This is a genomic window from Stenotrophomonas sp. YJH_SMC_65, from assembly GCF_059369475.1.
In genome coordinates this window covers 378163-402066 of sequence record NZ_JCAFSR010000002.1, presented here as the reverse complement: position 1 = coordinate 402066, position 23904 = coordinate 378163, and the positions used below count along the sequence as shown (strand labels likewise).

The 23904-nt window shown below is 67.5% G+C and carries 20 protein-coding genes; 6 read left to right on the top strand and 14 right to left on the bottom strand.

Features of this window, described 5'->3' with window-relative positions:
- Positions 1 to 25 precede the first annotated feature (25 nt).
- Positions 26 to 841 carry a DUF4349 domain-containing protein gene (locus tag AC5P7A_RS04875; RefSeq protein WP_032956827.1) on the bottom strand — a complete coding sequence of 272 codons (816 nt, stop codon included), beginning with the start codon at positions 839 to 841 and terminating at the stop codon, positions 26 to 28.
- Entirely contained in the window at positions 838 to 1194 is a 357-nt protein-coding gene (locus AC5P7A_RS04870; RefSeq protein ID WP_014646478.1) for a GFA family protein, read from the bottom strand. Before AC5P7A_RS04870 ends, AC5P7A_RS04875 begins: the two co-directional genes overlap by 4 nt.
- 112 nt (positions 1195 to 1306) lie before the next feature.
- On the opposite strand from AC5P7A_RS04870, the gene AC5P7A_RS04865 reads away from it, so the two are divergent.
- The gene (locus AC5P7A_RS04865) at positions 1307 to 3115 is read left to right on the top strand and encodes a DUF885 domain-containing protein (protein ID WP_032956825.1); all 1809 of its coding nucleotides are present in this window, start codon (positions 1307 to 1309) and stop codon (positions 3113 to 3115) included.
- An 89-nt stretch (positions 3116 to 3204) separates the two neighbouring features.
- On the opposite strand, the gene AC5P7A_RS04860 is transcribed toward AC5P7A_RS04865, so the two are convergent.
- A complete protein-coding gene (locus tag AC5P7A_RS04860) occupies positions 3205 to 3441 on the bottom strand; it encodes a hypothetical protein (protein ID WP_046429698.1) in 237 nt (78 codons plus the stop codon).
- A 211-nt stretch (positions 3442 to 3652) separates the two neighbouring features.
- Here AC5P7A_RS04860 and AC5P7A_RS04855 point away from each other — a divergent pair, with 211 nt between their 5' ends.
- Complete coding sequence (locus AC5P7A_RS04855; protein ID WP_046429697.1) at positions 3653 to 4651, top strand: polysaccharide lyase; 999 nt, start codon at positions 3653 to 3655, stop codon at positions 4649 to 4651.
- A gap of 9 nt (positions 4652 to 4660) precedes the next feature.
- On the opposite strand, the gene agp is transcribed toward AC5P7A_RS04855, so the two are convergent.
- From agp to AC5P7A_RS04840, 3 genes are all read right to left on the bottom strand, one after another.
- Positions 4661 to 5884 (bottom strand): bifunctional glucose-1-phosphatase/inositol phosphatase, encoded by a 1224-nt coding sequence (gene agp, locus AC5P7A_RS04850; RefSeq protein ID WP_126411868.1) that lies wholly within the window; start codon positions 5882 to 5884, stop codon positions 4661 to 4663.
- A gap of 120 nt (positions 5885 to 6004) precedes the next feature.
- On the bottom strand, positions 6005 to 7837 hold the full coding sequence (gene smrA, locus AC5P7A_RS04845) for a multidrug efflux ABC transporter SmrA (protein ID WP_032956816.1): 1833 nt from the start codon (positions 7835 to 7837) through the stop codon (positions 6005 to 6007).
- 156 nt (positions 7838 to 7993) lie between these two features.
- On the bottom strand, positions 7994 to 9556 hold the full coding sequence (locus AC5P7A_RS04840) for a serine hydrolase (RefSeq protein ID WP_495219930.1): 1563 nt from the start codon (positions 9554 to 9556) through the stop codon (positions 7994 to 7996).
- A 110-nt stretch (positions 9557 to 9666) separates the two neighbouring features.
- Between AC5P7A_RS04840 and AC5P7A_RS04835 the strand changes: the two genes are divergently transcribed.
- Together AC5P7A_RS04835 and AC5P7A_RS04830 are read left to right on the top strand one after the other, a co-directional pair.
- Positions 9667 to 10110, top strand: a complete 444-nt coding sequence (locus AC5P7A_RS04835; protein ID WP_014646472.1) for a VOC family protein — start codon at positions 9667 to 9669, stop codon at positions 10108 to 10110.
- Complete coding sequence (locus tag AC5P7A_RS04830) at positions 10107 to 10982, top strand: DUF72 domain-containing protein (RefSeq protein ID WP_111206628.1); 876 nt, start codon at positions 10107 to 10109, stop codon at positions 10980 to 10982. The genes AC5P7A_RS04835 and AC5P7A_RS04830 overlap by 4 nt, the downstream gene beginning before the upstream one ends.
- On the opposite strand, the gene AC5P7A_RS04825 is transcribed toward AC5P7A_RS04830, so the two are convergent.
- Positions 10903 to 11517: a Pr6Pr family membrane protein gene (locus tag AC5P7A_RS04825; RefSeq protein ID WP_049441536.1), complete on the bottom strand. Its 615-nt coding sequence runs from the start codon at positions 11515 to 11517 to the stop codon at positions 10903 to 10905. The genes AC5P7A_RS04830 and AC5P7A_RS04825 overlap by 80 nt on opposite strands.
- Positions 11518 to 11596: 79 nt before the next feature.
- Here AC5P7A_RS04825 and AC5P7A_RS04820 point away from each other — a divergent pair, with 79 nt between their 5' ends.
- On the top strand, positions 11597 to 12544 hold the full coding sequence (locus AC5P7A_RS04820; protein WP_014646470.1) for a DMT family transporter: 948 nt from the start codon (positions 11597 to 11599) through the stop codon (positions 12542 to 12544).
- 30 nt (positions 12545 to 12574) lie between these two features.
- On the opposite strand, the gene AC5P7A_RS04815 is transcribed toward AC5P7A_RS04820, so the two are convergent.
- From AC5P7A_RS04815 to AC5P7A_RS04790, 6 genes are all read right to left on the bottom strand, one after another.
- Positions 12575 to 13735: an AAA family ATPase gene (locus AC5P7A_RS04815; protein ID WP_014646469.1), complete on the bottom strand. Its 1161-nt coding sequence runs from the start codon at positions 13733 to 13735 to the stop codon at positions 12575 to 12577.
- Positions 13736 to 13857: 122 nt separating this feature from the next.
- Positions 13858 to 14928 (bottom strand): GGDEF domain-containing protein, encoded by a 1071-nt coding sequence (locus AC5P7A_RS04810; protein ID WP_329768023.1) that lies wholly within the window; start codon positions 14926 to 14928, stop codon positions 13858 to 13860.
- Between the two features lie 117 nt (positions 14929 to 15045).
- The gene (locus tag AC5P7A_RS04805) at positions 15046 to 15768 is read right to left on the bottom strand and encodes a pseudouridine synthase (RefSeq protein ID WP_014646467.1); all 723 of its coding nucleotides are present in this window, start codon (positions 15766 to 15768) and stop codon (positions 15046 to 15048) included.
- Between the two features lie 34 nt (positions 15769 to 15802).
- Positions 15803 to 17467, bottom strand: a complete 1665-nt coding sequence (locus tag AC5P7A_RS04800; protein ID WP_049441532.1) for a sensor domain-containing diguanylate cyclase — start codon at positions 17465 to 17467, stop codon at positions 15803 to 15805.
- A gap of 109 nt (positions 17468 to 17576) precedes the next feature.
- Entirely contained in the window at positions 17577 to 20000 is a 2424-nt protein-coding gene (locus AC5P7A_RS04795) for a putative bifunctional diguanylate cyclase/phosphodiesterase (protein ID WP_053495335.1), read from the bottom strand.
- Positions 20001 to 20218: 218 nt separating this feature from the next.
- Complete coding sequence (locus AC5P7A_RS04790; RefSeq protein ID WP_262224931.1) at positions 20219 to 22156, bottom strand: DEAD/DEAH box helicase; 1938 nt, start codon at positions 22154 to 22156, stop codon at positions 20219 to 20221.
- Between the two features lie 266 nt (positions 22157 to 22422).
- Here AC5P7A_RS04790 and AC5P7A_RS04785 point away from each other — a divergent pair, with 266 nt between their 5' ends.
- Complete coding sequence (locus AC5P7A_RS04785; protein ID WP_014036469.1) at positions 22423 to 22644, top strand: RNA-binding S4 domain-containing protein; 222 nt, start codon at positions 22423 to 22425, stop codon at positions 22642 to 22644.
- Between the two features lie 11 nt (positions 22645 to 22655).
- On the opposite strand, the gene ubiM is transcribed toward AC5P7A_RS04785, so the two are convergent.
- Positions 22656 to 23834, bottom strand: coding sequence for a 5-demethoxyubiquinol-8 5-hydroxylase UbiM (ubiM, locus tag AC5P7A_RS04780; protein WP_049407006.1), 1179 nt, complete (start codon positions 23832 to 23834; stop codon positions 22656 to 22658).
- Positions 23835 to 23904 lie beyond the last annotated feature (70 nt).

Sequence of the window (23904 nt, the reverse complement as noted above, 5' to 3'; positions counted from 1 at the left end):
CTCCCTGCCGGCATCAGCCGTCACCTCAGCGGGTGGGCGGCAGCGTGCGACGGCGGCGACGCCACCACGCCCGCACACCCCAGGCCACGACCAGGGCCAGCACACCTACCGGCAGCAACGCGGCGACGGCGCGGATCAGGAACGCAATGCTGCCGCTGAGGATGCTGCCCGACTCGCTCAGCGCCTCGCCGATCTCGCTGCGGCTGCGCTGGCCCGAGGTGGTGTCGAAGTGGATCGTCACCAGCTGGGTATCGATGCGCCGACGCTGCTGTGCGGCATCCTTGTTGGCCTGCTCGACGCCTGCTTCGATCTCCGACAGCCGCGTGGTGATCGCCATCAGGTCCTCGATCTTCAGGTCCTTGCGGTCCTGGTAGGACAACAGCCGCGCGTGTTCCTTCTCCAGCCGGGACTTGGTCAGCGCGGTGTCCGCTACTTCCTGCGCGAGGTCCTCCGCGCGCGTGTTGCGCGACTGCAGCGTGCCGCCCTCACCGGCCATCGCGATCAGCGGCTCGGTGCCCTTCGGCGCGATGCGCACCTTCACTTCACCGCTGGGCTGCTCGCCGCCGCGCTGGTCGACCTGCAACACTGCACAGTCGCCGAACTTCGCGCTCTGGCAGGCCTGGGCGATCTGCTGGATGCGCGGTGCGATCTGCGCCGCCTCCAGCTGCACCTGCACGTCATGTTCGTAGGCCAGGAATGCGCCTTCCGGCGAAGCAACAGCGGCATCGGCCGCGGTCGCGCCCGCCTCTGCAGCGCGCTCACCGTTCTTGGCGCAGGCTGCCAGTGCCAACAGCAGCACCGGCACTGCCAGCGTGCGCGTCCACGCGCACAGCGGCCTCACAGCGCGGCTCCGTTGTAAGAGGTCACCGAAAGACCGGCCAGATCGACCTGCGGCACGCAGCGAACGTTCACCGCCACCATCGGTGTGCCGGTACGCGGATCGATCGCTTCGCTGTAGGGGGCGATACCGCATTGGCGGCAGTGGTGGTGGTCGATATGCGCCTTGTTGAAGTGGTAGGTGGCCACGTCAGCCGGATCGGTGGCCAGCTGGAACGCCTCGCGCGGGGCGAACCACAGCAGGCTGCCGCGACGGCGGCACATCGAGCAGTTGCAGTCGATGACGTCGCTGATCGGCGCCTCGGCCTGTACGGTGAATGCGATCCTGCCGCAATGGCAGCTTCCCTGGTATTCCATGTCCTGCGCTCCTTTGGAGGGTCCTTGAAACCGCCCATGGTAATCCTATGGCACGGGGACAAAGCAGCGACGGGGCCCTATGCTCAGGGTTTGACCCCGTACAGGAATGCCGATGCGCCCGCATCTTCTTGCCCTCGCCCTGGTCGCTGCGCTGGCCGGTTGCCAGCCTGCCGACGCCCCGACCAACGCTTCCACCCCGGCCACCAGCCAGCAGGCCGGTGACGCGGCGGTCGATGCCGCCTTCGCCGATCTGTCCAAGCGCGCCCTGGACACCTGGATGCAGCTGTCGCCGGTCAGCGCCACCCAGATCGGTGACCACCGCTACGACAGCGAACTGGACGACCTGAGCGCCGCCGGCCAGCAGAAGACCGTGGCCGCCTACAAGGCGCTGCTGGGCGAGCTGGACAAGATCGAGGTGGCCAAGCTGGGCCGCGAGAACCAGGTGGACGCGGCGATCCTGCGCAACCAGCTGCAGTCGGAAATCTGGAACGCCGAAGTGCTCCAGTCCGGCAAGTGGGACCCGCAGCTGTACAACGGCATCGCCGGCAGCGCGATCTATGGCCTGATGGCCCGGGAGTTCGCGCCGCTGCCGGAACGCCTGAAGTCGGCGACCGCGCGCATGGAAAAGCTGCCGGCGATCTTCGCCCAGGCACGCGAGAACCTGGATCCGGCCCGCGTTCCGAAGATCCATGCCGAGACGGTGGCCAAGCAGAACAAGGGCATCCTCAGCATCGTCGATACCTTCATCACCCCGCACATCGGCGAACTGCCGCAGGCCGACCAGCAGCGCCTGCAGGCCGCCATCGACGGCCTGAAGAAGGCCGTGGACGAGCAGCAGACCTGGCTGGACAAGACCCTGGTGCCGAACGCCAAGGGCGACTTCCGCATTGGTGCGGAAAAGTACGACCAGAAGCTGAAGTTCGCGCTGAGCTCCTCGCTGTCGCGCCAGGAGATCGGTGAGCGTGCACGCGCCGAACTCAAGCGCGTGCGCGAGGACATGTACGGCATCGCGCAGACCGTACTGAAGGACAAGCCGGGTGCGCCGGAGATGCCGGCCCAGCCGACCGACGAGCAGCAGCAGAAGGCGATCGAGGCCGCACTGGAACTGGCCTACGCCGACAAGCCGGCGCGCGACAAGGTGGTCGATGATGCCAAGGCCGCGCTGGAGCAGTCCACCGCGTTCGTGCGCGAGCACGACCTGGTGACCCTGCCCGATGCGCCGGTGGACATCATCCTGATGCCGGAATTCCAGCGTGGCGTGGCCGTGGCCTACTGCGATTCTCCGGGCCCGCTGGACAAGAACCTGAAGACCTTCTACGCCGTGTCGCCGATTCCGGACGACTGGAACGAGAAGCAGGTCGACTCGTTCCTGCGTGAATACAACTCGCGCATGATCCACCTGCTGAGCATCCACGAAGGCACCCCGGGCCATTACCTGGAGGGCTGGCACTCGGCCAAGTTCCCCTCCACCCTGCGTGCGGTGCTGCGTTCGGGCCTGTTCGCCGAAGGCTGGGCGGTCTATACCGAGCGCATGATGCAGGAGCAGGGCTACCTCGACAACGACCCGCTGTTCCACCTGGTGCAGCTGAAGTTCTACCTGCGCACGATCTCCAACGCGATCCTCGACCAGGGCGTGCACGTGGACAACTGGGATCGCGAGAAGGCGATGCACCTGATGACCCACGACGCGTTCCAGCAGGAAAGCGAAGCGGCCGGCAAGTGGGTGCGCGCGCAGCTGACCTCGGCGCAGCTGCCGACCTACTTCGTGGGTGCGCAGGAACACTTCGACACCCGCAAGGCGGTGCAGGAAAAGCTGGGCGACAAGTTCAACCTGAAGGCGTACCACGACCAGGTACTGTCCTACGGCGCACCGCCGGTGCGTTTCGCACGCCAGCTGATGCTGGACCAGCCGATCGAGTGATCGGCTGCGGGGCTGAATGCCCCGCGGCTCTGGCAGCACCTCACGGCCCGGGCTTCCCGGGCCGTTCTCGTTTGAAGCGCCCGACGGCCTCACATCCGGTGTATGTACAGCTTCCCGGCATTGCTGCGGATATCAAGAAAGTACTTCACCTTGCAGCCCCGGCATGCCGCCGGATGCACTTCATCAAACCCACGTTGGTTCTCCAGCGCGACGGCCAGTATGGGATGCCCGCAGTCGAAACAGCAGAATGCAATGTTGTTGCCATGGGGATCGGCGTCGATCTGGTCGCCATAGTGATCCATTACCAGAAAGTCCGTGATTTTCATGGTCGATCTCCAGAGTAGGTGAATCACCCGCAGACTACATCGCAACCCCGCAGCCCAGAAGGGCACGCGTCGCCTACAGGGCAACGCATCCTTCCCGCCACGTTGGAGCCGCTCCGGTCCTGAACCGTTGCACATCGGGCGTGCGTGACCTCACACCTGGCGAACAACTCCGGGCGCATCTTTCGCCAGGTTCCCCCTTCCGCCGGCGTCCATGTCTCTCCCCCTCTTGCGTCTTGCGCTGCTGCCCGCGCTGTTGGCCAGCACTCCTGCCTACGCTGCCTGCCCGCCGCCACCGGCGGGACAGCCCGACATCCGTGCCCTGGGCTACTACACCGACAAGGCTGGTTCGGTGATCGACCCGGCACTTCGCCAGCAGAACAAGGACGCCACTGCGCCGCTGGACCGCTATGCCGCCGACGTGGCGCGCATGAGCGACGACTACCTGCGCGACGGTGACCCGGCAGCCGCACAGTGCACGCTGAACTGGCTGGGTGCGTGGGCCGACGACGGCGCCATGCTCGGGCAGATGATCCGGGTCAACAACAACCAGTCGTTCTACATGCGGCAGTGGATGCTCGATGCGGTAGCGATGGCCTACCTGAAGGTGCACGACCAGGCAGATGCCCGGCAGCGCGCGCGCATCGATCCGTGGTTGCAGAGGCTGGCCCGGGCCAACCTGGCGTACTGGAACAATCCGAAACGGCGCCGCAACAACCACTACTACTGGGGCGGTCTGGGCGTGCTGGCCACCGGGCTGGCCACCGACGACGATGCCCTGTGGCAAGCCGGCCACGCCGCCTTCCAGAAGGGCGTCGATGACATCCAGGACGATGGCAGCCTGCCGCTGGAGATGGCGCGCGGGCAACGCGCCCTGCACTACCACGACTACGCATTGGCGCCGCTGGTGATGATGGCCGAGCTGGCACGGCTGCGCGGCCAGGACTGGTACGCCAGCAGGGATCACGCCATTGACCGTCTTGCCCGCCGCGTCATCGAAGGCAGCAAGGACCCTGCATGGTTCAACGAACACACCGGCGTTGCACAGCTGCCCCTGCAGGCCAGCGGCTGGGTCGAGTTCTACCGCTTGCGCTCACCCGATGGCGGCCTGTTCGATGCCGCGCATGCACGCGGACCGTTCCGTTCCCCACGGCTGGGCGGCGACCTTACGTTGATGGCTGCGCAGGGCATCGTGCGCACGCCGCTGCGATAGCCCCTTGTTTCAGCGACGGGCCCGCTGTAGCAGCTGCTGGAACTGCGCACGGCTGCAGCCCTGCCGGTCACAGCCCGGCAAGGGCAGTGCGACGCGTCCCGGCGGCTGCGCCTCGGTCAGCGGCACGGCATCGCGCAGCTGCGCGGTGGTCGGATAGACGTAGGCCAGGCGGAACCGCTCGCCACCGCTCTGGCGGTCACGCCAACGCTCGAACTGCAGCAGGCCGCCGATCGGCGTCTTCTCGTACTGGCCTGGCAGGCTGTAGTCGCTGATTCCCAACGCCGCCAGCACCGAACCGATATTGGAATCATGGCCGACCAGCAGGATCACCTTCGGCGACGCCGGATCACCGAACGACGCATCCACGCGCGCCAGCAGCGGAGCGGCCACGTCACGCGCCACCGCGGGTGTTCCGAACAGGATGTCCTGGTAGCGGTTGCGGATCTGCGCCAACGCCATCCATTGGCCTTCCGTGTTCAAGCGGCCCCAACCTTCGCGCGGAACGCCACTTCCCTGGTAATGCTCCATCAGCAGGGCATCGACCAGACCGCTGGCCAGTGCCAGTGAACCCGAAGCGCGTGGCTCCTTGCCCGGCTCCGCATTGAAGGTCGTGTCGCCCAGCACCAGATGACAGTCGCTGCGCCCCGTACAGGCCGCCGACTGCGGGTAACGGGTGATTTCCTCCACCACGGACAGTGCGGGTGCCAGATCCGATGCTGTCAGCGCCTGCTGCATTGCCGCCAGCGCGCGCTTGCGGAATGCCGCGTCATCGTTGTGGATCACCGGGTCGAACAGCGGATCCATCGTCCCCAGCGCCATGCGCTGTTCGACCGCAACATGGCAGCCCGGAAACGCACCGGCAATGAAGAACTGCGCGGTGGCCTGGGTACGCTGCAGGCTGTTGGCATGGGCGTGGAAGTCAGCCGGCTGCGGGCAACCCGACGCCGGCAACAATTGCGCCTGGCGCAGCCACTGGCCGATGTAGCGCCCCATGTAGACTTCCAGCACGCCGCCCTTGGTGGTCAGCTCGCCGGGGCCTACGTCCCAGCGTGGCCAGCGCTCCGGCGTGGCATGGGCAAGGGCGCCCGACGCCACCACCGGCGCGCGCAGGTTGTGGCGGCTGAGCAGGACGACCTGCTCGAGCTGGTCGCCTTGCACCGGTGTCGTCGCCGCGGCTGCGGCCGTGGTGGCCAGAATGAGTGCCAGCAACAAGGAGCGTACGGGTCGGATCATGCAGGTCTCCGGAAACACGTTGGGGTCAGAGCCCTTTCCTGCGGAAAGGGATCCGACCCCAAGGCATACGTGGCCAGGGTCGGATCCTGCTCGCAGAGAAGGCTCCGACCCCGAAAGCAATCATTGATCGGCGGCCACAAAACCACCGGTCTGTCGCGCCCACAAGCGCGCGTACAGACCACCGGCGGCGATCAGTTCGGCGTGGCTGCCGGTCTCGACGATGCGGCCCTGGTCCATCACCACCAGCCGGTCCATGCGTGCGATGGTCGACAGCCGGTGCGCGATCGCGATCACCGTCTTGCCGCCCATCAGCTCATCCAGGCTGTCCTGGATCGCCGCTTCCACTTCCGAGTCCAGCGCCGAGGTCGCTTCGTCCAGCACCAGGATCGGGGCGTCCTTCAGCAGCACGCGGGCAATGGCGATGCGCTGGCGCTGGCCACCTGACAGCTTCACGCCACGCTCGCCGACATGTGCGTCGTAACCACGACGCCCCTGCCCATCCACCAGCGTGTCGATGAAGGCTTCGGCACGCGCCTTGGCCACCGCAGCGCGCAACTGCTCATCGGTCGCGTCCGGACGGCCGTACAGCAGGTTGTCGCGGATCGAGCGATGCAGCAGCGAGGTGTCCTGGGTGACCACGCCGATCTGCTGGCGCAGACTTTCCTGAGTGACGTAGGCAATGTCCTGGTCGTCGATCAGGATGCGGCCGCTTTCCAGGTCGTACAGGCGCAGCAGCACGTTGACCAGGGTCGACTTGCCGGCACCGGAAGGACCCACCAGGCCGATCTTCTCGCCCGGCTTCACCACCAGGTCCAGGCCTGCGATCACGCCACCCTTCTTGCCATAGTGGAAGTGGATGTCCTGGAAGTGCACGCCACCGCGGGTCACCTGCAACGGCACCGCGTCCTCGCGGTCCTGCACGGTCAGCGGCTGGGCGATGGTGGTGATGCCGTCCTGCACCGTACCGATGTCCTCGAAGATGCCATTGATGGTCCACATGATCCAGCCGGACATGTTGTGGATGCGGATCACCAGGCCGGTCGCCAGCGTGATCGCACCGACGGTGATGTGGCCGCCATTCCACAACCACAGCGCGAGCCCGCAGGTACCGGCAATCAGGAAACCGTTGACGATGGCGATGGTCAGGTCCATGCCGGTGGTCACCCGGGTCTGCGCGCGGTGCTTGACCGCCAGTTCCTGGATCGATTCGGCCACATAGGCCTGCTCGCGCCCGCCATGGGCGAACAGCTTCAACGTGGGAATGTTGGTGTAGCCATCGACGATGCGGCCCATCGCCTTGGAACGCGCTTCGGACGCAATCCAGGCCCGTTCCTTCGCGCGCGGCACGAAGTAGACCATGATCACCGCATAGGCCAGCAGCCACAGGATCAGCGGCACCATCAGCCGCCAGTCCGCCTGCGCGAACAGGTACAGCGCGGTGCCGGTGTAGACCACGATGTACCAGAGCGAGTCGACCATCTGCACCGCCGACTCGCGCAGCGAGGTACCGGTCTGCATCACCCGGTTGGCGACGCTGCCGGCGAAGTCATTCTGGAAGAAGCTCAGGCTCTGCCGCACCACGTAGTTGTGCATCAGCCAGCGCGAGCGGTTGCTCAGGCCGGGCACGATCGCCTGGTTGACCAGCAGGTTGTGCAGGCCGACCAGGATCGGCCGCGCGATGACCGTGATGAACAGCATCCAGCCCAGTTCATTGGCATGGCGCTTGAAGAAATCGGCCCCCGGTTGCTCGGCGACCATGTCGACGATGCGGCCCAGGTAATCGAACATCGCCACTTCCACCAGCGCCAGCAGCAGGCCGGCGATCAGGGTCGCCAGCAGCACCGGCCACACCGGGCGCAGGTAGTGCAGGTAGAACGGCAGCACCTTGCGCGGTGGCATGCGCCCATCCACGGGCGGGAACACCGGGATCAGGGATTCAAACCAACGGAACATCGCACTCCCTCGCCTCTTGCAAGCGGCGAAGTATCCCACGCCGGATGTGTACGCCAGCCGATGATCGCCGCCGCTCCGGTAGTGCCGGCCGCTGGCCGGCACCCTTGCGGCATTTCGGAAGATCATGAGGTTGCCGGCCAGCGGCCGGCACTACCTTCATTCGTTGACCGGGGTGAACAGCAGGTCCTGGAAATCGAAGCTGAAATCGGTCAGGTCGGAGATCGACTGCATGCGAACCTCGCGCACCTTGCCGTCCGGGTCCAGGCTGAAGTTCACGAACGCATCGGCGTTGAGCGAGCGGTCATCCCAGCGCACGATGAAGGTGTCGTGCTGCCAGTGCTCCAGGCGGCCGCTCAGCTGCGCGGTCTTCATGAAGCGCAGGCGCAGGCCCTTGCCTGCGGCACTGACCTGCATGTCGCCATACCAGCGGTCGCGGAACGTGCCGGTGTAGCCGGCCAGCGGCAGCGACGGCCTGCTGCCCTTGTCGCGCGCGCTCTGATGCTTGGCCCAGGCCTCGTCGGCCTTGTCCTGGCCCTTGGCCACGGCCTTGGCATAGGCGTCCACCCAGTCGTGCTTGTCGCCGCCCAGATAGGCATCAAGCACGCTCAGGGTGATCGCGTTGAACGCCGCGCCCACTTCCTGGTTGGTCAGCACCACCACGCCCAGCTTCTCGCCCGGCACCAGGGTCAAGCGCGAGACCATGCCCGGCCAGCCACCGGTGTGCCAGACCAGTTTCCGGCCGCGATAGTCACTCAGGCTCCAGCCTTCGCCATAGCCGGCAAAGTTGGCCCGTGCCGGTGCCAGCTCCGGCACGCTCGGCGCCGGGATCGACTGCGGGGTGATCATCCGCCACATCTGCTGCTGGCTCTTTTCGCTGAACAGCGCAGTGCCGTCGGCCAGCTTGCCTTCGGCCAGCTGCACCTGCATCCAGCGCGCCATGTCGTGCGCACTGGAATAAATGCCACCGGCGCCGGCATTGTTCGACCAGGTCAGCGGTGCGACGGTGCGCAGGTCCTTGAAATCGTACTTGGCGTGGCCGACCGCGGCCTTGTCGCCCGGCTTCAGGTGGTCGGCGTTGTAGCGCGTGCCGGCCATGCCCACCTTGTCGAAGATGCGGGTCTGCAGGAACTGCTGGTAGCTCACGCCCGAGACGTGCTCGATCACCTGCTGGGCGACCGCGTACAGGATGTTGTCGTAGGCATAGCTTTCGCGGAATCCACCCTTCAGCGGCACCTTGCCCAGCCGTTCCACCACTTCGGCATTACTGTAGGAGGTGGTCGGCCAGAACAACAGGTCACCGGCGCCCAGGCTCAGGCCGCTGCGATGCGACAGCAGGTCGCGGATCGTCATCTGCCCGGTCACGAACGGGTCGGACATGCGGAACGACGGCAGGTGGTCGATCACCTTGTCGTCCATCTTCAACTTGCCCTCTTCCGCCAGCAGGTTCAGCGAGGTGGCCGTGAACGCCTTGGTGTTGGACGCAATGGCAAACAGCGTATCGGCCTGCACCGGTTCCGGCTTGCCCTGCTCGCGCACGCCCCAGCCGCGCTCCAGCACCACCTCGCCATCCTTGACCACCGCTACGGCAATGCCGGGCACGTCGAACTGCGCGCGCACGCGCTCGACGGTCGCATCCAGGTCCTGCAGCGGCGGCGGGGTCGCCGCGCTCGCCATGGTCGTGCACGCCAGCAGCACGGCTCCTCCGATCCAGGGTTTCATCCAGCACGATCTCCGAACAGGGGTGGCGGCCATGTGCAGGCCGTCACCGGGGTTTCGCGGGATGGTAACGTCCGGCGGCGCATCCTGCCCTGTGCCATAGGAGGGGTGTCATGGGCGAGAACGGCCAACCCAGCAGCGGCTCCACGATCATTCCGTGCCTGCGCTATCGCGACGCGCAGGCCGCCATCGACTGGCTGCAGCGCGCCTTCGGCTTCCATGCCCAGGCCGTCTACGCCGATGGCGATACGGTCTTCCATGCGCAGCTCACCTTCGGCAGCGGCATGATCATGCTGGGCTCGGCCAGCAACCAGAGTGCGTGGAGCAAACACGCTGCCCTGCCTGACGAGGTCGGCGGACGCCAGACCCAGAGCGCCTGCGTGATCGTCACCGATGCCGATGCGCACTACGCGCGGGCCAAGGCCGCCGGTGCCCGCATCGTCATCGACATCGCCGACCAGGACTATGGCGGACGCGGCTACGCCTGCGCCGACCCGGAAGGCTACCTGTGGTGGTTCGGCAGCTACGACCCGTGGCGCACGGACCACGGCCAGTGACCACGGCCGGCCGGCAGGCAGAGATCCGCTGCGGCATCGGCGGCTGGGTGTTTCCCGGATGGCGCGGCGGTGTGTTCTATCCAGCAGGCCTGCCGCAGCGGGAGGAACTGGCCCACGCCAGCCGCACCCTGCGCTGCATCGAGATCAACGGCACGTTCTACCGCACGCCAACTGCGGCCCAGTGCGCGCAATGGGCTGCGCAGACACCCGACGGTTTCCGCTTCTCGATGAAGGCGCCGCGCTACCTGGTGCAGCGACGCGACCTGTCCAGCACCGTGGAAGCGGCCACACCGTTCCTGCAGGCGGCACTGGCGCTCGGTGACCGGCTCGGCCCATTGCTGTGGCAGTTCGATCCGCGCCACCCGGCCGACGCCGATGCACTGGAGGCGCTGATGGCACAGCTGCCTAAGCAGCTGGACGGGGTGCCGCTGCAGCATGCGCTGGAGGTCCGCAACGCCGAGGCACATGGCCCGGCACTGGTCGACGCCGCCCGCCGCCATGGCGTGGCGCTGGTGATCGAGGACAGCGACGAGGCGCCATTGCACGGTGATGTCAGTGCCGGCTTCGTCTATGCGCGGATCAAGCGCAGCCAGGCCCGCTTGAACGAGGGCCTGCCGGCGCCCGTGCAGCAACGCTGGGCCGAACGCGCACGCCGCTGGTCACGCGGTGAACCAGTGGATGACCTGCCCTGCCTGGCCGGGCCCGCTGCGGAGGCCCCGCGCGAGGTCTACCTGCTGTGCATCGGCGCAGGCAAAGCGCGCAACCCGGCGGCAGCGATGGCCCTGCAGCGCCTCATCGACAGCGCCAGCGGTCCAGCCCCCACAGCAGGGTCCACCCCACCACGAACACGCTCGCAACGCGCAGCACGTTGAGCAGGAACGCCGCCAGCCCCAGGCGTTGCAGTTCGAGGAACGGATACGGCGCCTGTCCTGTCACTTCGGCCACCAGCATCGCCCAGCCCAGGTACACCAGCGGTACCAGCAGCACCCCGCCCAGTGCGCGCCAGCGCAGCGCGCCATGCGGCAGCAGCCACCACCACCCCAGCAGGTACAGCGCCGGCACAGCGTAGTGCAGGCCGGCATCGACCCACCATTGCAGCCCGGTGGGTTGCCACAGCCCCTGCAACGCCAGCACGTAGATGCACGCGGTCACCCCGATGCACAACGCGATCACCGCGGCGACAGTCGCGTTCAGCACACCCGCACGGATCAGCCAGACGCATCCCAGGCACACCGCCAGGTTGCTGAGAATCGTGAAGTAACCAACGAAGCGCAGCGTCGCCATGCCGACCCCGGCAGCCGCCCCGGGGCCATGCAGCAGCAACAGGTATTGCAGCAGCAACGAGGTGGCCGCCATCAGTGCAGTCAGCGCTGCCCATGCACGCTGGGCGGAACGGTTGGCAGCCATTGCGGGGTTCCCCTGGGGAGTTTCCGCGAGCATGCCACAGGCATCGCCGGCGGCCGTGCGATTGCCGCACAATAGGCGGATGAGCACACCCGACACCCGCAAAGCGTTGTGGCAGATTCACTTCTGTGTCCTGCTGTGGGGCGTCACCGCCATCCTCGGCAAGCTGATCACCCTGCCCGCACTGCCGCTGGTGTGGTGGCGCATGCTGCTGGTGACGGCGATGCTGGCGCTGCTGCCGCGGGTCTGGCGTGGACTGCGTACGCTGCCAGTGCGGCTGGTGGCCGGTTATGCCGGCATCGGCGCCCTGGTCGCCCTGCACTGGCTGACGTTCTACGGCGCGGTAAAGCTGGCCAATGCGTCGGTGGCCGCCACCTGCATCGCGCTGGCGCCGGTGTTCACCTCGATCATCGAACCGTGGGTGGCCAAGCGGCCATTCCAGCTGCGTGAACTGGCGTTCGGCCTGGCGGTGCTGCCGGGTGTCGCGCTGGTGGTCGGTGGCGTGCCCGACGGCATGCGCCTGGGTGTGCTGATCGGCGCGATCTCGGCGCTGCTGGTGGCAGTGTTCGGCTCGCTCAACAAGCGCATGGTCAGCCACGCCGATCCGCTCACGGTCACCGCGCTGGAGCTGGGTGCGGGCACCCTCACCCTGACCCTGCTGGCGCCGCTGATGCCCTACCTGCTGCCTGCGCTGGCCAGCCCGTTGTGGGTGGTCCCGGACCTGCACGACGGCATCCTGCTGCTGGTGCTGGCCGGGTTCTGCACGCTGCTGCCGTTTGCCCTGGCCCTGGTCGCACTGCGCCACCTGAGCGCCTACACGGTGCAGCTGGTGACCAACCTGGAGCCGGTCTATGCGGTGGTGCTGGCGGTGGTGCTGCTGCGCGAGCAGCACGAAGTCACCCCGTGGTTCTACCTCGGCGTGGCGATCATCGTAGGCGCCGTGTTCCTGCATCCGCTGCTGAACCGCCGCAAGCCGGTGCAGCATCCGGAGATTCTTGGCACGGCCGAGGCGCGCAACATCGCCGATTGAGTGCATCCACGCATGACGTGGATGCCCGTATCAACGCTGCGGCCAGTGCCATGCAGGTGCATCCAGCAGGCCCTGCCCGCTCAACAGCGTGCGGCCCTGTTCCTTGTACAGATGCAGCGAATGGCACCCTGGCGCCTGTTCCAGCGCCGCGATCAGCCGGCTGGCGTGCGACACCACCCATACCTGGCTGCGCGCACTGGCTGCGATGATCAGCCGCGCCAGCGCCGGCAGCAGGTCCGGATGCAGGCTGGTCTCCGGCTCGTTGAGCACCAGCAGCGGCGGTGGACGCGGCGTGTGCAGCGCAGCGGCCAGCAGCAGGAAGCGCAGCGTGCCGTCGGACAGTTCGGCCATCGACAAGGGCCGCAGCAGCCCAGGCTGGTGGAAACGCAGCGCCAAGCGTCCATCCAGCTCCTCGAAGCCGACCGTGGCGCCCGGGAACGCATCGTCGACGCTGCGTGCCAACGCCACCGGGTCACCGATCTCGAGGATGGTGACCCAGGCCGCCGCCAGATCCCGGCCGTCGTGATGCAGCACCGGCGTGCGCGTGGCCATCGCCGGTTGCCGCGCCGGGGCATCGGCATCACTGCGGAAATGATCGTAGAAGCGCCAACGCCGGATGTACTCGCGCAGGGCGATGGTTTCCGGCAGGCGCTGCGGATCGCCGACCTGGGTGAACAGGCTGTCGAACAGCGACAACCGGTCATCCACCAGATCCCAGCCGCGCGCATGGCGTTGCCGCACCATCGCTCCACGACGGTCGACCAGCAGGTTGGCGCTGCGCAGGAACGGGCCGGCCCAGATCGCCTCGGCCTTGATCTGCGGGTCCAGTGCGAAGGCCGATCGACTGGGCGGCGGGTAGCCCAGATCGATGGCGTAGCCGAATTCGTCAGTGGCGAAGCCCAGCTTCAATCCCACCGATTCCTGGCGTGGGCCGCCCTGCAGGGGGATTTCGCCGGCAGCAACCCGACGGTCCATCTTTTCCGGACCCGCCCACAGCGCCGAGCCCAGCCCGCCTTCGCGGGCCAGCACCGCCGCGACGCCGCCCTGCGCGGTCTCGGCCAGCAGGCGCAGGGCACGGTACAGGCTGGACTTGCCACTGCCGTTGTCACCGGTCACCACGTTCAACTGCTGCAACGGCAGTACGAGCCCGTGCAGCGAGCGATAGTGGGCGATGGCCAGGGTCTGCAGCATGGTCGGCGTCCGTGGGAACAGGAGCGGCATTTTCGCCGGGCGCAATCGCACAGGCCGCGACACGGCGTGATCCAATCGGCAAAAGCATCCACGCATGGCGTGGATCTACTGCATGCAGGGCTTCAGCCCGCCCGTTCCACCCGGTTGCGGCCATTGCCCTTGGCCCGGTACAGCGCCTTGTCGGCACGTGCCAGCGTGTCATCCACGCTTTCACCGGGCTGGTGCTGGGCCACACCAATACTGATCGTGACCGGGAATCCAAGCGGCAGATCAGCCACGGCCAGGCGCAGGAACTCGCACTGCAGTTCGGCGGTGCGCAGGTCGGTAGCCGGCATCACCGCCACGAATTCCTCGCCGCCATAGCGCGCGGCCATGCCGCGACCGGCGAAATGCGAACGCAGCAGCACGCCCAGTTCGGCCAGCACGCGGTCACCGGTGGCGTGGCCCTGGAAATCATTGATGTGCTTGAAATGGTCGATGTCCAGCAGCGCGACGCAGGCCCCCCCGGGCTGGTCTCCGTTCACCGCCACCGCCTCTTCCAGCGCTGCCGCCATCGCACGGCGGTTCGGCAGGCCGGTCAACGCGTCGGTGCGGCTCTGTTCGGCCAGGTCGGCATTCTGCGCGAGCAGTACGTCCTGGTACTCAGACAGCAGTCGCTCGTAGTCATCGCGCTCCAGCATGTGTTTCTGGATGTCGAGCGCGAAGCGGCGCAGTTCCATCACCAGCATCACCTGCCGCGACAGCGCCGCCAGCGCTTCAGCCTTGTCGCTGGCCAGGTGCTGTGGCTGCGCATCGAATACGCACAGCGTGCCCAGCGGCAGGCCATCGGAGCTGATCAGCGGCGCGCCCGCATAGAAGCGGATGTGCGGATCGCCCACCACCACCGGATTGTCGTGGAAGCGGATGTCCTGCAGCGCGTCCTCGATTACCATGACCTGCTGCGGTTGCAGGATCGCGTGGCCGCACATCGATTCGCTGCGCAGGTTTTCTGCCGCATCGATGCCCTGGATCGACTTGAACCATTGCCGCTCGACGTCGATCAGGGTCACCGCCGCCATCGAGGTGCCGCAGACCGCCTTGGCGATCACCACCAGGTCGTCGAAGGATTTTTCACGCTCCGAATCGAGGATACGGTAGCGGTACAGCGCCTCAAGCCGAAGGGCTTCATTGGCAGGCTTGTCGGGCTTGATCATGCAGCGTCACGTTCCGGCAGGTCACCGCGAAGTCTAGCTGATGTAGAGCCGAGCCCATGCTCGGCTGCACCCGGACAAAAGAGCAGCCGAGCATGGGCTCGGCTCTACAGAAGCCGTTTACCAGTCCAGCTGCCTCGGCAGCAGGCCCTGCAGCTCCTGCTCGGTCAGGTTGCGCCACTGGCCCGGCTTCAGCGCACCGATCTTGATGTTGTCGATGCGCACGCGACGCAACTGGGTCACCCGATAGCCGAACTCGGCCGCCATCAGGCGGATCTGTCGGTTCAGGCCCTGCTGCAGGGTGATGCGGAAACCGAACTTGGCGATGCGCGAGGTCTTGCACGGCAGCGTCATCTGGTCGTGGATGCGAACGCCACGGGCCATGCCACGCAGGAACTCGTCGGTGACCGGCTTGTTCACCGCCACCAGGTACTCCTTCTGGTGGCCGTTCTCGGCGCGCAGGATCTGGTTGACGATGTCGCCGTTGCTGGTCATCAGGATCAGGCCTTCGGACTCCTTGTCCAGGCGGCCGATCGGGAAGATGCGCTGTTCATGGCCGACGAAGTCGACGATGTTGCCCTTGACCGAGGTCTCGGTCGTGCAGGTGACGCCGACCGGCTTGTTCAGCGCGATGTAGACATGGCGGCGGGCACCGGGCTTGCGGGCCACGCGCGCGCGCAGCGGCTGGCCGTCGACCAGCACCTGGTCTTCCTCGCCCACCACCGCGCCGGTGCCGGCCGGATGGCCGTTGACGGTGACCCGGCGGGCGGCGATCAGGCGATCGGCCTCGCGGCGGGAGCAGAAGCCGGTGTCGGCGATATGTTTGTTGAGTCGGGTGGTCATCGCCCTATTATCCGGCATCCCCGCCCGCTGCGCTTCATGCCGGGGCCGGCGGATCGAGTTCTTCGCCGTCGAATACCCGGTTGCGGCCGGCACGCTTGGCCACGTACATGGCATGGTCGGCCCGGCGCAGCAGCGCGGCGAGATCGTCCTCGCCCGGCCGCCACTGCGCCAGGCCGATGCTGGCGGTGACCTCCAGGCCGGGCACCTGCAGCGCCCGGGCCGCCTCGGTGAGGTGCTGGCGCAGGCGATCCAGGCGCGCCGATGCCGCCTCGCGCGGCATGCCCGGCATCAGCAGCAGGAACTCTTCGCCGCCCATCCGCACCACCTGGTCCTGGCTGCGGACCGCGGCACGCAATGCACGTGCCACCGCCACCAGTACCTGGTCACCCACGGCGTGGCCATGGCGGTCATTGATGTCCTTGAACAGGTCGATATCGAGGAAACCGATCACCAGCGGGCCGCGCTCGCGATCAACCCGTTCCAGATGCCGTGCCAGCTGCTGCAGCCCGGCACGGCGGTTGGGCAGACCGGTCAGGCCATCGGTCTCGGCCAGCTGGCGAAGTTCATCGCGCTGCTGGCGCAGGCGGCCCAGCCGCTGGTTCAGCGCATAGGCAGCCATCATCAGCAGCCAGGTCACCGACAGTTGCAGTGCCTCCACGCGGTACTCCAGCAACCACGCAGCGCGGCAGGCGTCGGCCAGGATCAACACCAGCATCGGTGCCAGCGCCGCCAACCCCGCCTGCGCCCAGCGGTCGCCGCGCAGCCATGCCCACACCCCGGCCATCAATGCCAGGCCGCAGCCCAGCAGGTAGGACACCTGCAGGCCCTGCGCCACCCAGGCCAGGCTGTCCCGCTGCAGCCAGGGCACCCACGCGGCCAGCGCCAGCAATCCCCACAGCGCCAGCAGCTGCACCGGGCGCGATCGCGGCAGCAGGCGGTCGCCGCCGTTCAGTCGCCACAACGCGGGCAGCACCAGCGCCTGGGATGCAGCGGTCAACGACAGCAGCCACCACGCGCTGCGCTCACCCACCGGCAGCCATGGCTCGGGGTAGCCGCTCAGCCCGCCGAGAATGGCCTGCCACAGCACCAGCACGGCGGTACCGGCGATGTAGACCAGGAAACTGCGGTCGCGGGTGGTAAGGAAGGCCATCAGGGCCGACAACGCCAGTGCGATTGCCACGGCGATGCAGGCCGCGCGCACCAGCAGGCGGGCGGTATCGTTCTGCTGCACGGGACTGGGCGCGCCCAGCCGCAGGGTCGGTACCCAGCGCGCCTTCAGCGGCGTCTGCCATGACACCAGGAACGGTTCATGGCTGCCCGCCGGCGGCACCGCGACCAGGCCGATGCCTGCGCGGAACCGGGAATCACGGGTACGGGCATCGTGCATGTTGCCGCAGATTTCGCGATCCCCATGCTGCACGCGGACTTCGCCCGCGAACACATTGAACACGTCCAGTGCCTGCGGCTGGCCCGACCAGCCGCCCGCTGGCGCGGACACCTGCACCTGTTGCCGTGGCCCCGCCAGCATCTCCGGCGTGCATGCGCGATGCGGGGTGGGTTCATCGGTCGCCGCACCGACCAGCAGGTAGTCACGCCCGGCTTCGGCTACGGCCGCCGACAGCGGCCACGGCATTGCCAACCACACCAGCAGCACGACCAGCACCGCTCCCGTTCCGTACTGCCCCTGCCTGCCGCCCACGCCACGTCCTGTTCCTGCTTACGCCCGCGCCCACTGCGCGTCGCCCCTGCCGGGCATTATCGCAGCCGCGGCTGCAGCCCACGTGTAGACCAAAGTCGCCGACGGGCGTTCAGCCAGCGGCGGGCGGACCTTTCACCGCCACCAGGCGCACCGGCCGCAGGTCGGCCAGGGTCATCCGCTCCAGCGGTTGCGGCCGCTCGACCGCATAACCCTGCAGGCCCTGCACCCCAAGCCGGGTCAGCGCGGCGGCGACGTCGGCAGTCTCCACCCATTCGGCCACCACCTCCATCTGCAGCTCGCGCCCCAGTTCACTGATCGCGCGCACGGTGGCATGGCTGACCGGATCGGTATCCATGTCGCGCACGAAGGCCCCGTCGATTTTCAGGATGTCGGCCGGCAGCTGGCGCAGGTAGCCGAACGAGGACAGCCCGGAACCGAAATCGTCCAACGCCATCCGGCAGCCACGCGCCTTCACTGCATCGATGAAGGCACGCGCCTGGCTGAGGTTGCTGATCGCAGCGGTCTCGGTGATCTCGAAGCACAGCTTGGAGGCCAGCGCGCGGTTGCGCTCCAGCAGGTCGCAGACGAAGGCGAGGAAGCCGGGCTCGGCGATCGACTGCGCCGAAACGTTGACGTTGCACAGGCCCAGCTGCCGCACGTGTGCCGGGCACACCTGCAGGTGCCGGAACAGCAGGCCAAGCACGTGCCGGTCCAGCGCCACGGCCATGCCATAGCGCTCCACCGCCGGCATGAACTGGCCCGGCAGGTGCAGGCTGCCATCGCTGCCACGCATGCGCACCAGTACCTCGTAGTGCAGGTAGGAGGGATCGCCGACGCGGGCGATGCGCTGCGCATACAACACCATGCGGTTTTCGGCCATGGCCAGGCTGACGCCCTGCAGCCGCTCGGCTTCCTGGCGCCGTTCCTCCAGCGCCATGCGGTTCTCGTTGAAGCAGTGCACGCGGTTGCGGCCGGCCTGCTTGGCCGCATAGCACGCGCTGTCGGCGGCGCTCATCAGCCAGTTCACATCCGGCGCATCGGCGCTGACCTCGACCACGCCGATGCTGCAGCTCAGCTGCGGGCTGCCTTCGCTGACCGGGAACGTCGCCTGCCCCAGGTTGCGGATTACCCGCTGCAGCACGCGCTTGGCCTCGTCCTGCCCGGCATGGGCCAGGAACACGGCGAACTCGTCCGCGCCCAGCCGGCCCACCCAGTCGCCATCGCGCACCGCCGCCACCAGGTAGTCGGCGAAGCTGCGCAGCATCTGGTCGCCGGCGGCGTGACCGAAGCTGTCGTTGACCAGCTTGAAATGGTCCAGGTTGATGTAGCACAGCGCGTGCGTGCCACCTTCGCTGCGCACCTGCAGCAGCGCGCGTTCCAGCAGCCGTTCGATCTCGCGGCGATTGATCAGGCCGGTCAGCGGGTCGTGGCTGGCGTGGTGCTCGATCTCGCGCGCCAGTGCATGGTTCTGGCTGACGTCTTCGATGATGGCGAACACCGACAGGCCACCGCCGGTGCTGCGCACGCCGGTGCCGCTCCAGCGGCCCCAGACAAGGCTGCCATCGCGACGGCGGAAGCGCAGTTCGCTCGGGCGCAGCTGGCGGTCCCAATCGATGCGGCCCACCCCATCGATGACCAGCTCGCCGTCCATCAGCAGGTCGCCCAGCGACAGCTGCAGCAGCATGTCACGACGATGGTCGAGGATATCGGCCATCGCCTGGTTGGCCTCGATCACCTTGCCTTCGGCATCGAGCTTGAGCATGCCGACGTTGGCCTGGTAGAACGCCGCGCGGAAACGGCTCTCGTGTTCGGTCAGGTCCTTGCCGACGCGGCGCGCCAGGGCGACCGCCATCAGGCTGATCGCCAGCACCGACAGGCCCGCCACCATCAACGTGGCCAGCCTCACCAGCGTCGCCATCCGCAGCAGCGCCTGCGAGAACGCCTGGCTCTGCACCTTCATCCGCTGGTCCAGGTCACGCAGCTGCTGCAGGTAGCGGTCGCGTGCGGCAACGGGCACCAGGTTGCCGTCGTGCCGCAGCTGCAGTTCATCGATCAGTCGCTGCAGCGCCATCAGGTCGCCATCGGTCTGCCGCCACAACGCGCTCGCTTCGCGGAATGCACCGATGTCGCGCGCGTAGCGGAACGAGAACACCAGGCGTGGGATGTCGGCACGCGCATTGCCGCCCTGCAGGAAGCCCTGCCTGGCCTTCTCCTCGTCCGGTTCGGCCTGTTCCAGCGCCAGTCGCGCCTGCAGATCGCCCAACGGCACCTGCAGGGCCTGGCGTGCGTCGTCCAGGTCCTCGGCATCGCCACGCGCCAGGTAGCGACTGAGTGCGGCAGTGGCATCCTGCTGGCCACGCGACCAGTAGCCCTGGCCGGCGATCCAGGCAGTAGAGGCCGCCTGCAGTTCCTGGATCAGGGCGGACAGTGCGACCAGTCCGATCGCCATGCCGGTCAACAGCGCAAATCGCAGTCCCAGCCCCCGGGTCATCGGCACCCGCCGGCTGTGTTGGTCCGTGCCACTCCTACCCATCCCGGATCCCCCTGAATGTGCTGCGGTGACAACCTCCTTAGGAACCGGCCCAGCCTAGGACCGGCAATGTGTGGGCCATGCGAAAAAGGGGACGGAGGGGATTAAGTCGTTCTTGGCACAGGCGCATGACCAGCCAGATACGACTTAATCCCCTCCGTCCCCTTTTTCTGTCCGCCAGCCCGGGGGCTGGCGGTGGTGTGGACGGCTGCGGGTGCGGCTTAGAAGCTGCGCGGGCCGCGCGGCTTGAAGCCGTCACGACGCGGCGGGCGACTGTCGCGGTCACCGCCGCGGTCGCCACCCTGGCCGCCCGGGCCGCCACGACGCGGGCCACCCGGACCGCCCGGGCCACGCTTGTCGAAGCGCGGCTTGAACGGGCGCGGGGCCGGGTTGGTGTCTTCACCCGGAGCCAGCGCACGCATCTGCAGCTGCTGGCCGGACACCCAGACCTTCTGCAGGTGCGACAGCACGTCCGGCGGCATCTGTGCCGGCAGGTCCAGCAGCGAGAAGTCGTCGTGGATGTCGATGCGGCCGATGAAGCGGCTTTCCAGGCCGGCTTCGTTGGCAATGGCGCCGACGATGTTGGCCGGCTTCACGCCATGCTGGTGACCGACCGAAATACGGTAGGTCTCCATGCCCTGCTCCGGTGCACCACGCGGCGGAACCTCACGGCGCGGACGCTGTTCAAAACCACCTTCGGCGTCGTCACGGCGCGGGCCACGCTCGAAGCGCGGACCCCGTTCGTTGCGGTCGAAGCGATCACCACGTTCCGGGCGGTCACCACGGTCGAAGCGCTCGCGCGGTGCGCGCTCTTCGCGCGGGGCACGCACCGGCGGCTGCAGCAGGAACGGGGTATCGCCCTGCAGCAGCTTGGCCAGCGCGGCAGCGATCTCGATGGCCGGCACGTTCTGCTCGTTCTCGAAGCGCTCCAGCAGCTGGCGGTAGAAGTCCAGGCCACCGGCGCCGAGGGTTTCGCTGATGCGCGAGGTGAACTTGTTGATGCGGGTGTCGTTGACCGCTTCCACGCTCGGCAGCTGCATCTCTTCGATCGGCTGGCGGGTGGCGCGCTCGATCTGGCGCAGCATGCCCTTCTCGCGCGGGGTGGCGAACAGGATCGCCTCGCCGCTGCGGCCGGCACGACCGGTACGGCCGATGCGGTGCACGTAGCTTTCGGTGTCGTACGGGATGTCGTAGTTCAGCACGTGGCTGATGCGCTCCACGTCCAGGCCGCGCGCGGCCACGTCGGTGGCGACCAGGATGTCCAGCTTGCCTTCCTTCAGCATGGCGATGGTCCGCTCACGCTGGGCCTGCTGCATGTCACCGTTGATGGCGGCAGCGGCCAGGCCACGCGCCTGCAGCTTGCTGGCCAGTTCTTCGGTGCCGGCCTTGGTCCGCGCGAAGATGATCATCGCGTCGAACGGCTCGACTTCCAGGATGCGGGTCAGCGCGTCCAGCTTGTGCATGCCGCTCACCCACCAGTAACGCTGGCGGATGTTGGCCGACGTAGTGGTCTTGGCCGCGATGGTCACTTCCACCGGGTCCTGCAGGTAGGTCTGCGCGATGCGGCGGATCTGCGGCGGCATGGTGGCCGAGAACAGGGCCACCTGGCGCTGCTCCGGCAGCTTCTTCAGCACCGCTTCGACGTCGTCGATGAAGCCCATGCGCAGCATTTCATCGGCTTCGTCCAGCACCAGCGTCTTCAGCTCGGACAGGTCCAGGGTGCTGCGGTCCAGGTGATCGATCACGCGGCCGGGGGTACCGACCACGATATGCACGCCGCGGCGCAGGGCCGACAGCTGCTGGCCGTAGGGCTGGCCGCCGTACACCGGCAGCACGCGGAAGCCGGGGATCTTCGACGAATAGGACTGGAACGCCTCGGCAACCTGGATGGCCAGTTCGCGGGTCGGCGCCAGGATCAGGGCCTGGGGCTTGATCTGCTGCAGGTCGATGTTGGACAGTACCGGCAGTGCAAAGGCAGCGGTCTTGCCGGTACCGGTCTGGGCCTGGCCCAGCACGTCGCGGCCTTCCAGCATCGCCGGGATGGTGGCGGCCTGGATCGGCGACGGGGTTTCGTAGCCGATGGCGGTGACGGCCTGCATCACGGGCTCGGACAGGCCGAGCTGCGCAAACTGCAGCGGCGCTTGGGAATCTTGGGACATGGGGAACTCCGAAGGCACTGCCGTCTTCCTGGCAGTGCGATAAAAAAGGTGATGGTCCGCGCTTTGGGCGCCCTTCTTATCGCGTGCCCTGGCGCTGCTCGGTCGGAGGAGATTTCACTCGCTCAGAGCGGAATGATACCGCATTGATGCTGAACGAGGCATACAGCTTTCCTCACAGATGCCGTCGGGCCCGTGCTGGCGCACAATACGCGCCCTCTTACCGGCCCGGCCGCTGGCCTGCGCCCTCTTCCCAGGAACCCCGCTCCATGCAGATTCTCGAATTCGACCTCGACGGTGACTACGTCGAACTCAAGCAGCTGCTCAAGCTGGCCGATCTGGTCACCAGTGGCGGCGAGGCCAAGATGGTCATCAGCGAGGGCCAGGTACGGGTCGACGGCGAAGTGGAACTGCGCAAGGCCTGCAAGATCCGCGCAGGCCAGGTGGTCGAATTCGCCGACAGCCAGATCCGGGTGCTGGCTGCAGGCTGATCTGAAGCTGTTCAGGCCACGCGCTGGGTCAGGTGCGAGGCAATCAGCTGCCTGAACGGTGCCACGCCCTGCGCCAGGCGCAGGCCGGCCGCACGCAGCAGGCGCGCCGGGCGACGGTCGTCGGTGTACAGGCTGGCGATCGCATTGGTGGCCTCGTACAGCGGCCGCGACGCCAGCCGATGACCACGCTGGTAACTGGCCAGCATGCCGGCGGCGGCAATGTCGGCACCACGGCGCTGCTGCGCGACGATGCCCTGCGCCAACCGCTGTGCGCTGGCCAGGCCCAGGTTGAAGCCATGCGCGGTGACCGGATGCATGCCCACCGCGGCATCACCGATCAGCGCAGAACGCTCGCCGACGAAGCGATCCGCGTACACACCCACCAGCGGATACGCCTGCGGCGTGGCCACCGGCTGCATCCGGCCCAGGCGGTGTTCGAAGCAGGCACTGATGGCCTCACCGAAGGCTACCTCGTCCATCGCCAGCAGCGCCTCGATCTGCCGCGGCGGCAGCGTGATCACCGCCGATGCCTGGCCCTCGTTGAGCGGCAGCAGCGCCATCGTGCGGCCGTAGCCGAACCACTCCCAGGCGGTGTGGTGATGGTCGCGCTCGACCTGCATGCGGCACACCAGCATCGACTTGCCGAAGTCGCGCATCTGCGCACCGATGCCGAGCATGCGGCGGGTGGCGGAGAAGCGGCTGTCAGCGGCCACCAGCAGCCGCGCATGCAGTTGGCTGCCGTCATCGAGTTTGACCACGTGGCCCTGCGCATCGGCCTGCACGCCCAGCACCTTGCGCCCGTCGAACAGCTCCAGGCCGTCCTGGCCCTGCACGGCATCCCACGCGGCGCGACGGATCAGATGGTTGGGTACCAGCCAGCCCAGCGGCTGGCCGTCGACCTGGCTGCTGGCGAAGGTCAGCGCGAACGGCGAGCCGCCGTTCATCACCCTGGCATCGCGCAGATCAGCAATTTCAGCGTGCGGCAGGCGCTGCCACAGCCCCAGCTGCTCCATGCTCTGCCGCGAGGCATGGGTCAACGCGATCTCACGGCCATCAAAGGCGGCCTCGGCCAGCGCCTGGCGCGGCTGCACTTCGACCAGCCCGACCTGCAGCCCGCTGCCGGCCAGCGCGCGCGCGAAGCACAGACCTGCCGGTCCGGCGCCGACCACCACCACGTCCATCCTGCGCATGCGCGCCTCCTGCCGTTGATCCAGTCCGCGCCAGCATAGCGCCGCGCGCCTGAGCGGCCTTGATCTGGAT

Bases quoted from the DNA above. Each gene is read 5' to 3' on its own strand.
- AC5P7A_RS04870 (WP_014646478.1), bottom strand. From the start codon at position 1,194: ATGGAATACCAGGGAAGCTGCCATTGCGGCAGGATCGCATTCACCGTA.
- AC5P7A_RS04865 (WP_032956825.1), top strand. From the start codon at position 1,307: ATGCGCCCGCATCTTCTTGCCCTCGCCCTGGTCGCTGCGCTGGCCGGT.
- AC5P7A_RS04860 (WP_046429698.1), bottom strand. From the start codon at position 3,441: ATGAAAATCACGGACTTTCTGGTAATGGATCACTATGGCGACCAGATC.
- AC5P7A_RS04855 (WP_046429697.1), top strand. From the start codon at position 3,653: ATGTCTCTCCCCCTCTTGCGTCTTGCGCTGCTGCCCGCGCTGTTGGCC.
- agp (WP_126411868.1), bottom strand. From the start codon at position 5,884: ATGATCCGACCCGTACGCTCCTTGTTGCTGGCACTCATTCTGGCCACC.
- smrA (WP_032956816.1), bottom strand. From the start codon at position 7,837: ATGTTCCGTTGGTTTGAATCCCTGATCCCGGTGTTCCCGCCCGTGGAT.
- AC5P7A_RS04840 (WP_495219930.1), bottom strand. From the start codon at position 9,556: ATGAAACCCTGGATCGGAGGAGCCGTGCTGCTGGCGTGCACGACCATG.
- AC5P7A_RS04835 (WP_014646472.1), top strand. From the start codon at position 9,667: ATGGGCGAGAACGGCCAACCCAGCAGCGGCTCCACGATCATTCCGTGC.
- AC5P7A_RS04825 (WP_049441536.1), bottom strand. From the start codon at position 11,517: ATGGCTGCCAACCGTTCCGCCCAGCGTGCATGGGCAGCGCTGACTGCA.
- AC5P7A_RS04820 (WP_014646470.1), top strand. From the start codon at position 11,597: ATGAGCACACCCGACACCCGCAAAGCGTTGTGGCAGATTCACTTCTGT.
- AC5P7A_RS04815 (WP_014646469.1), bottom strand. From the start codon at position 13,735: ATGCTGCAGACCCTGGCCATCGCCCACTATCGCTCGCTGCACGGGCTC.
- AC5P7A_RS04810 (WP_329768023.1), bottom strand. From the start codon at position 14,928: ATGATCAAGCCCGACAAGCCTGCCAATGAAGCCCTTCGGCTTGAGGCG.
- AC5P7A_RS04805 (WP_014646467.1), bottom strand. From the start codon at position 15,768: ATGACCACCCGACTCAACAAACATATCGCCGACACCGGCTTCTGCTCC.
- AC5P7A_RS04795 (WP_053495335.1), bottom strand. From the start codon at position 20,000: ATGGGTAGGAGTGGCACGGACCAACACAGCCGGCGGGTGCCGATGACC.
- AC5P7A_RS04790 (WP_262224931.1), bottom strand. From the start codon at position 22,156: ATGTCCCAAGATTCCCAAGCGCCGCTGCAGTTTGCGCAGCTCGGCCTG.
- AC5P7A_RS04785 (WP_014036469.1), top strand. From the start codon at position 22,423: ATGCAGATTCTCGAATTCGACCTCGACGGTGACTACGTCGAACTCAAG.
- ubiM (WP_049407006.1), bottom strand. From the start codon at position 23,834: ATGCGCAGGATGGACGTGGTGGTGGTCGGCGCCGGACCGGCAGGTCTG.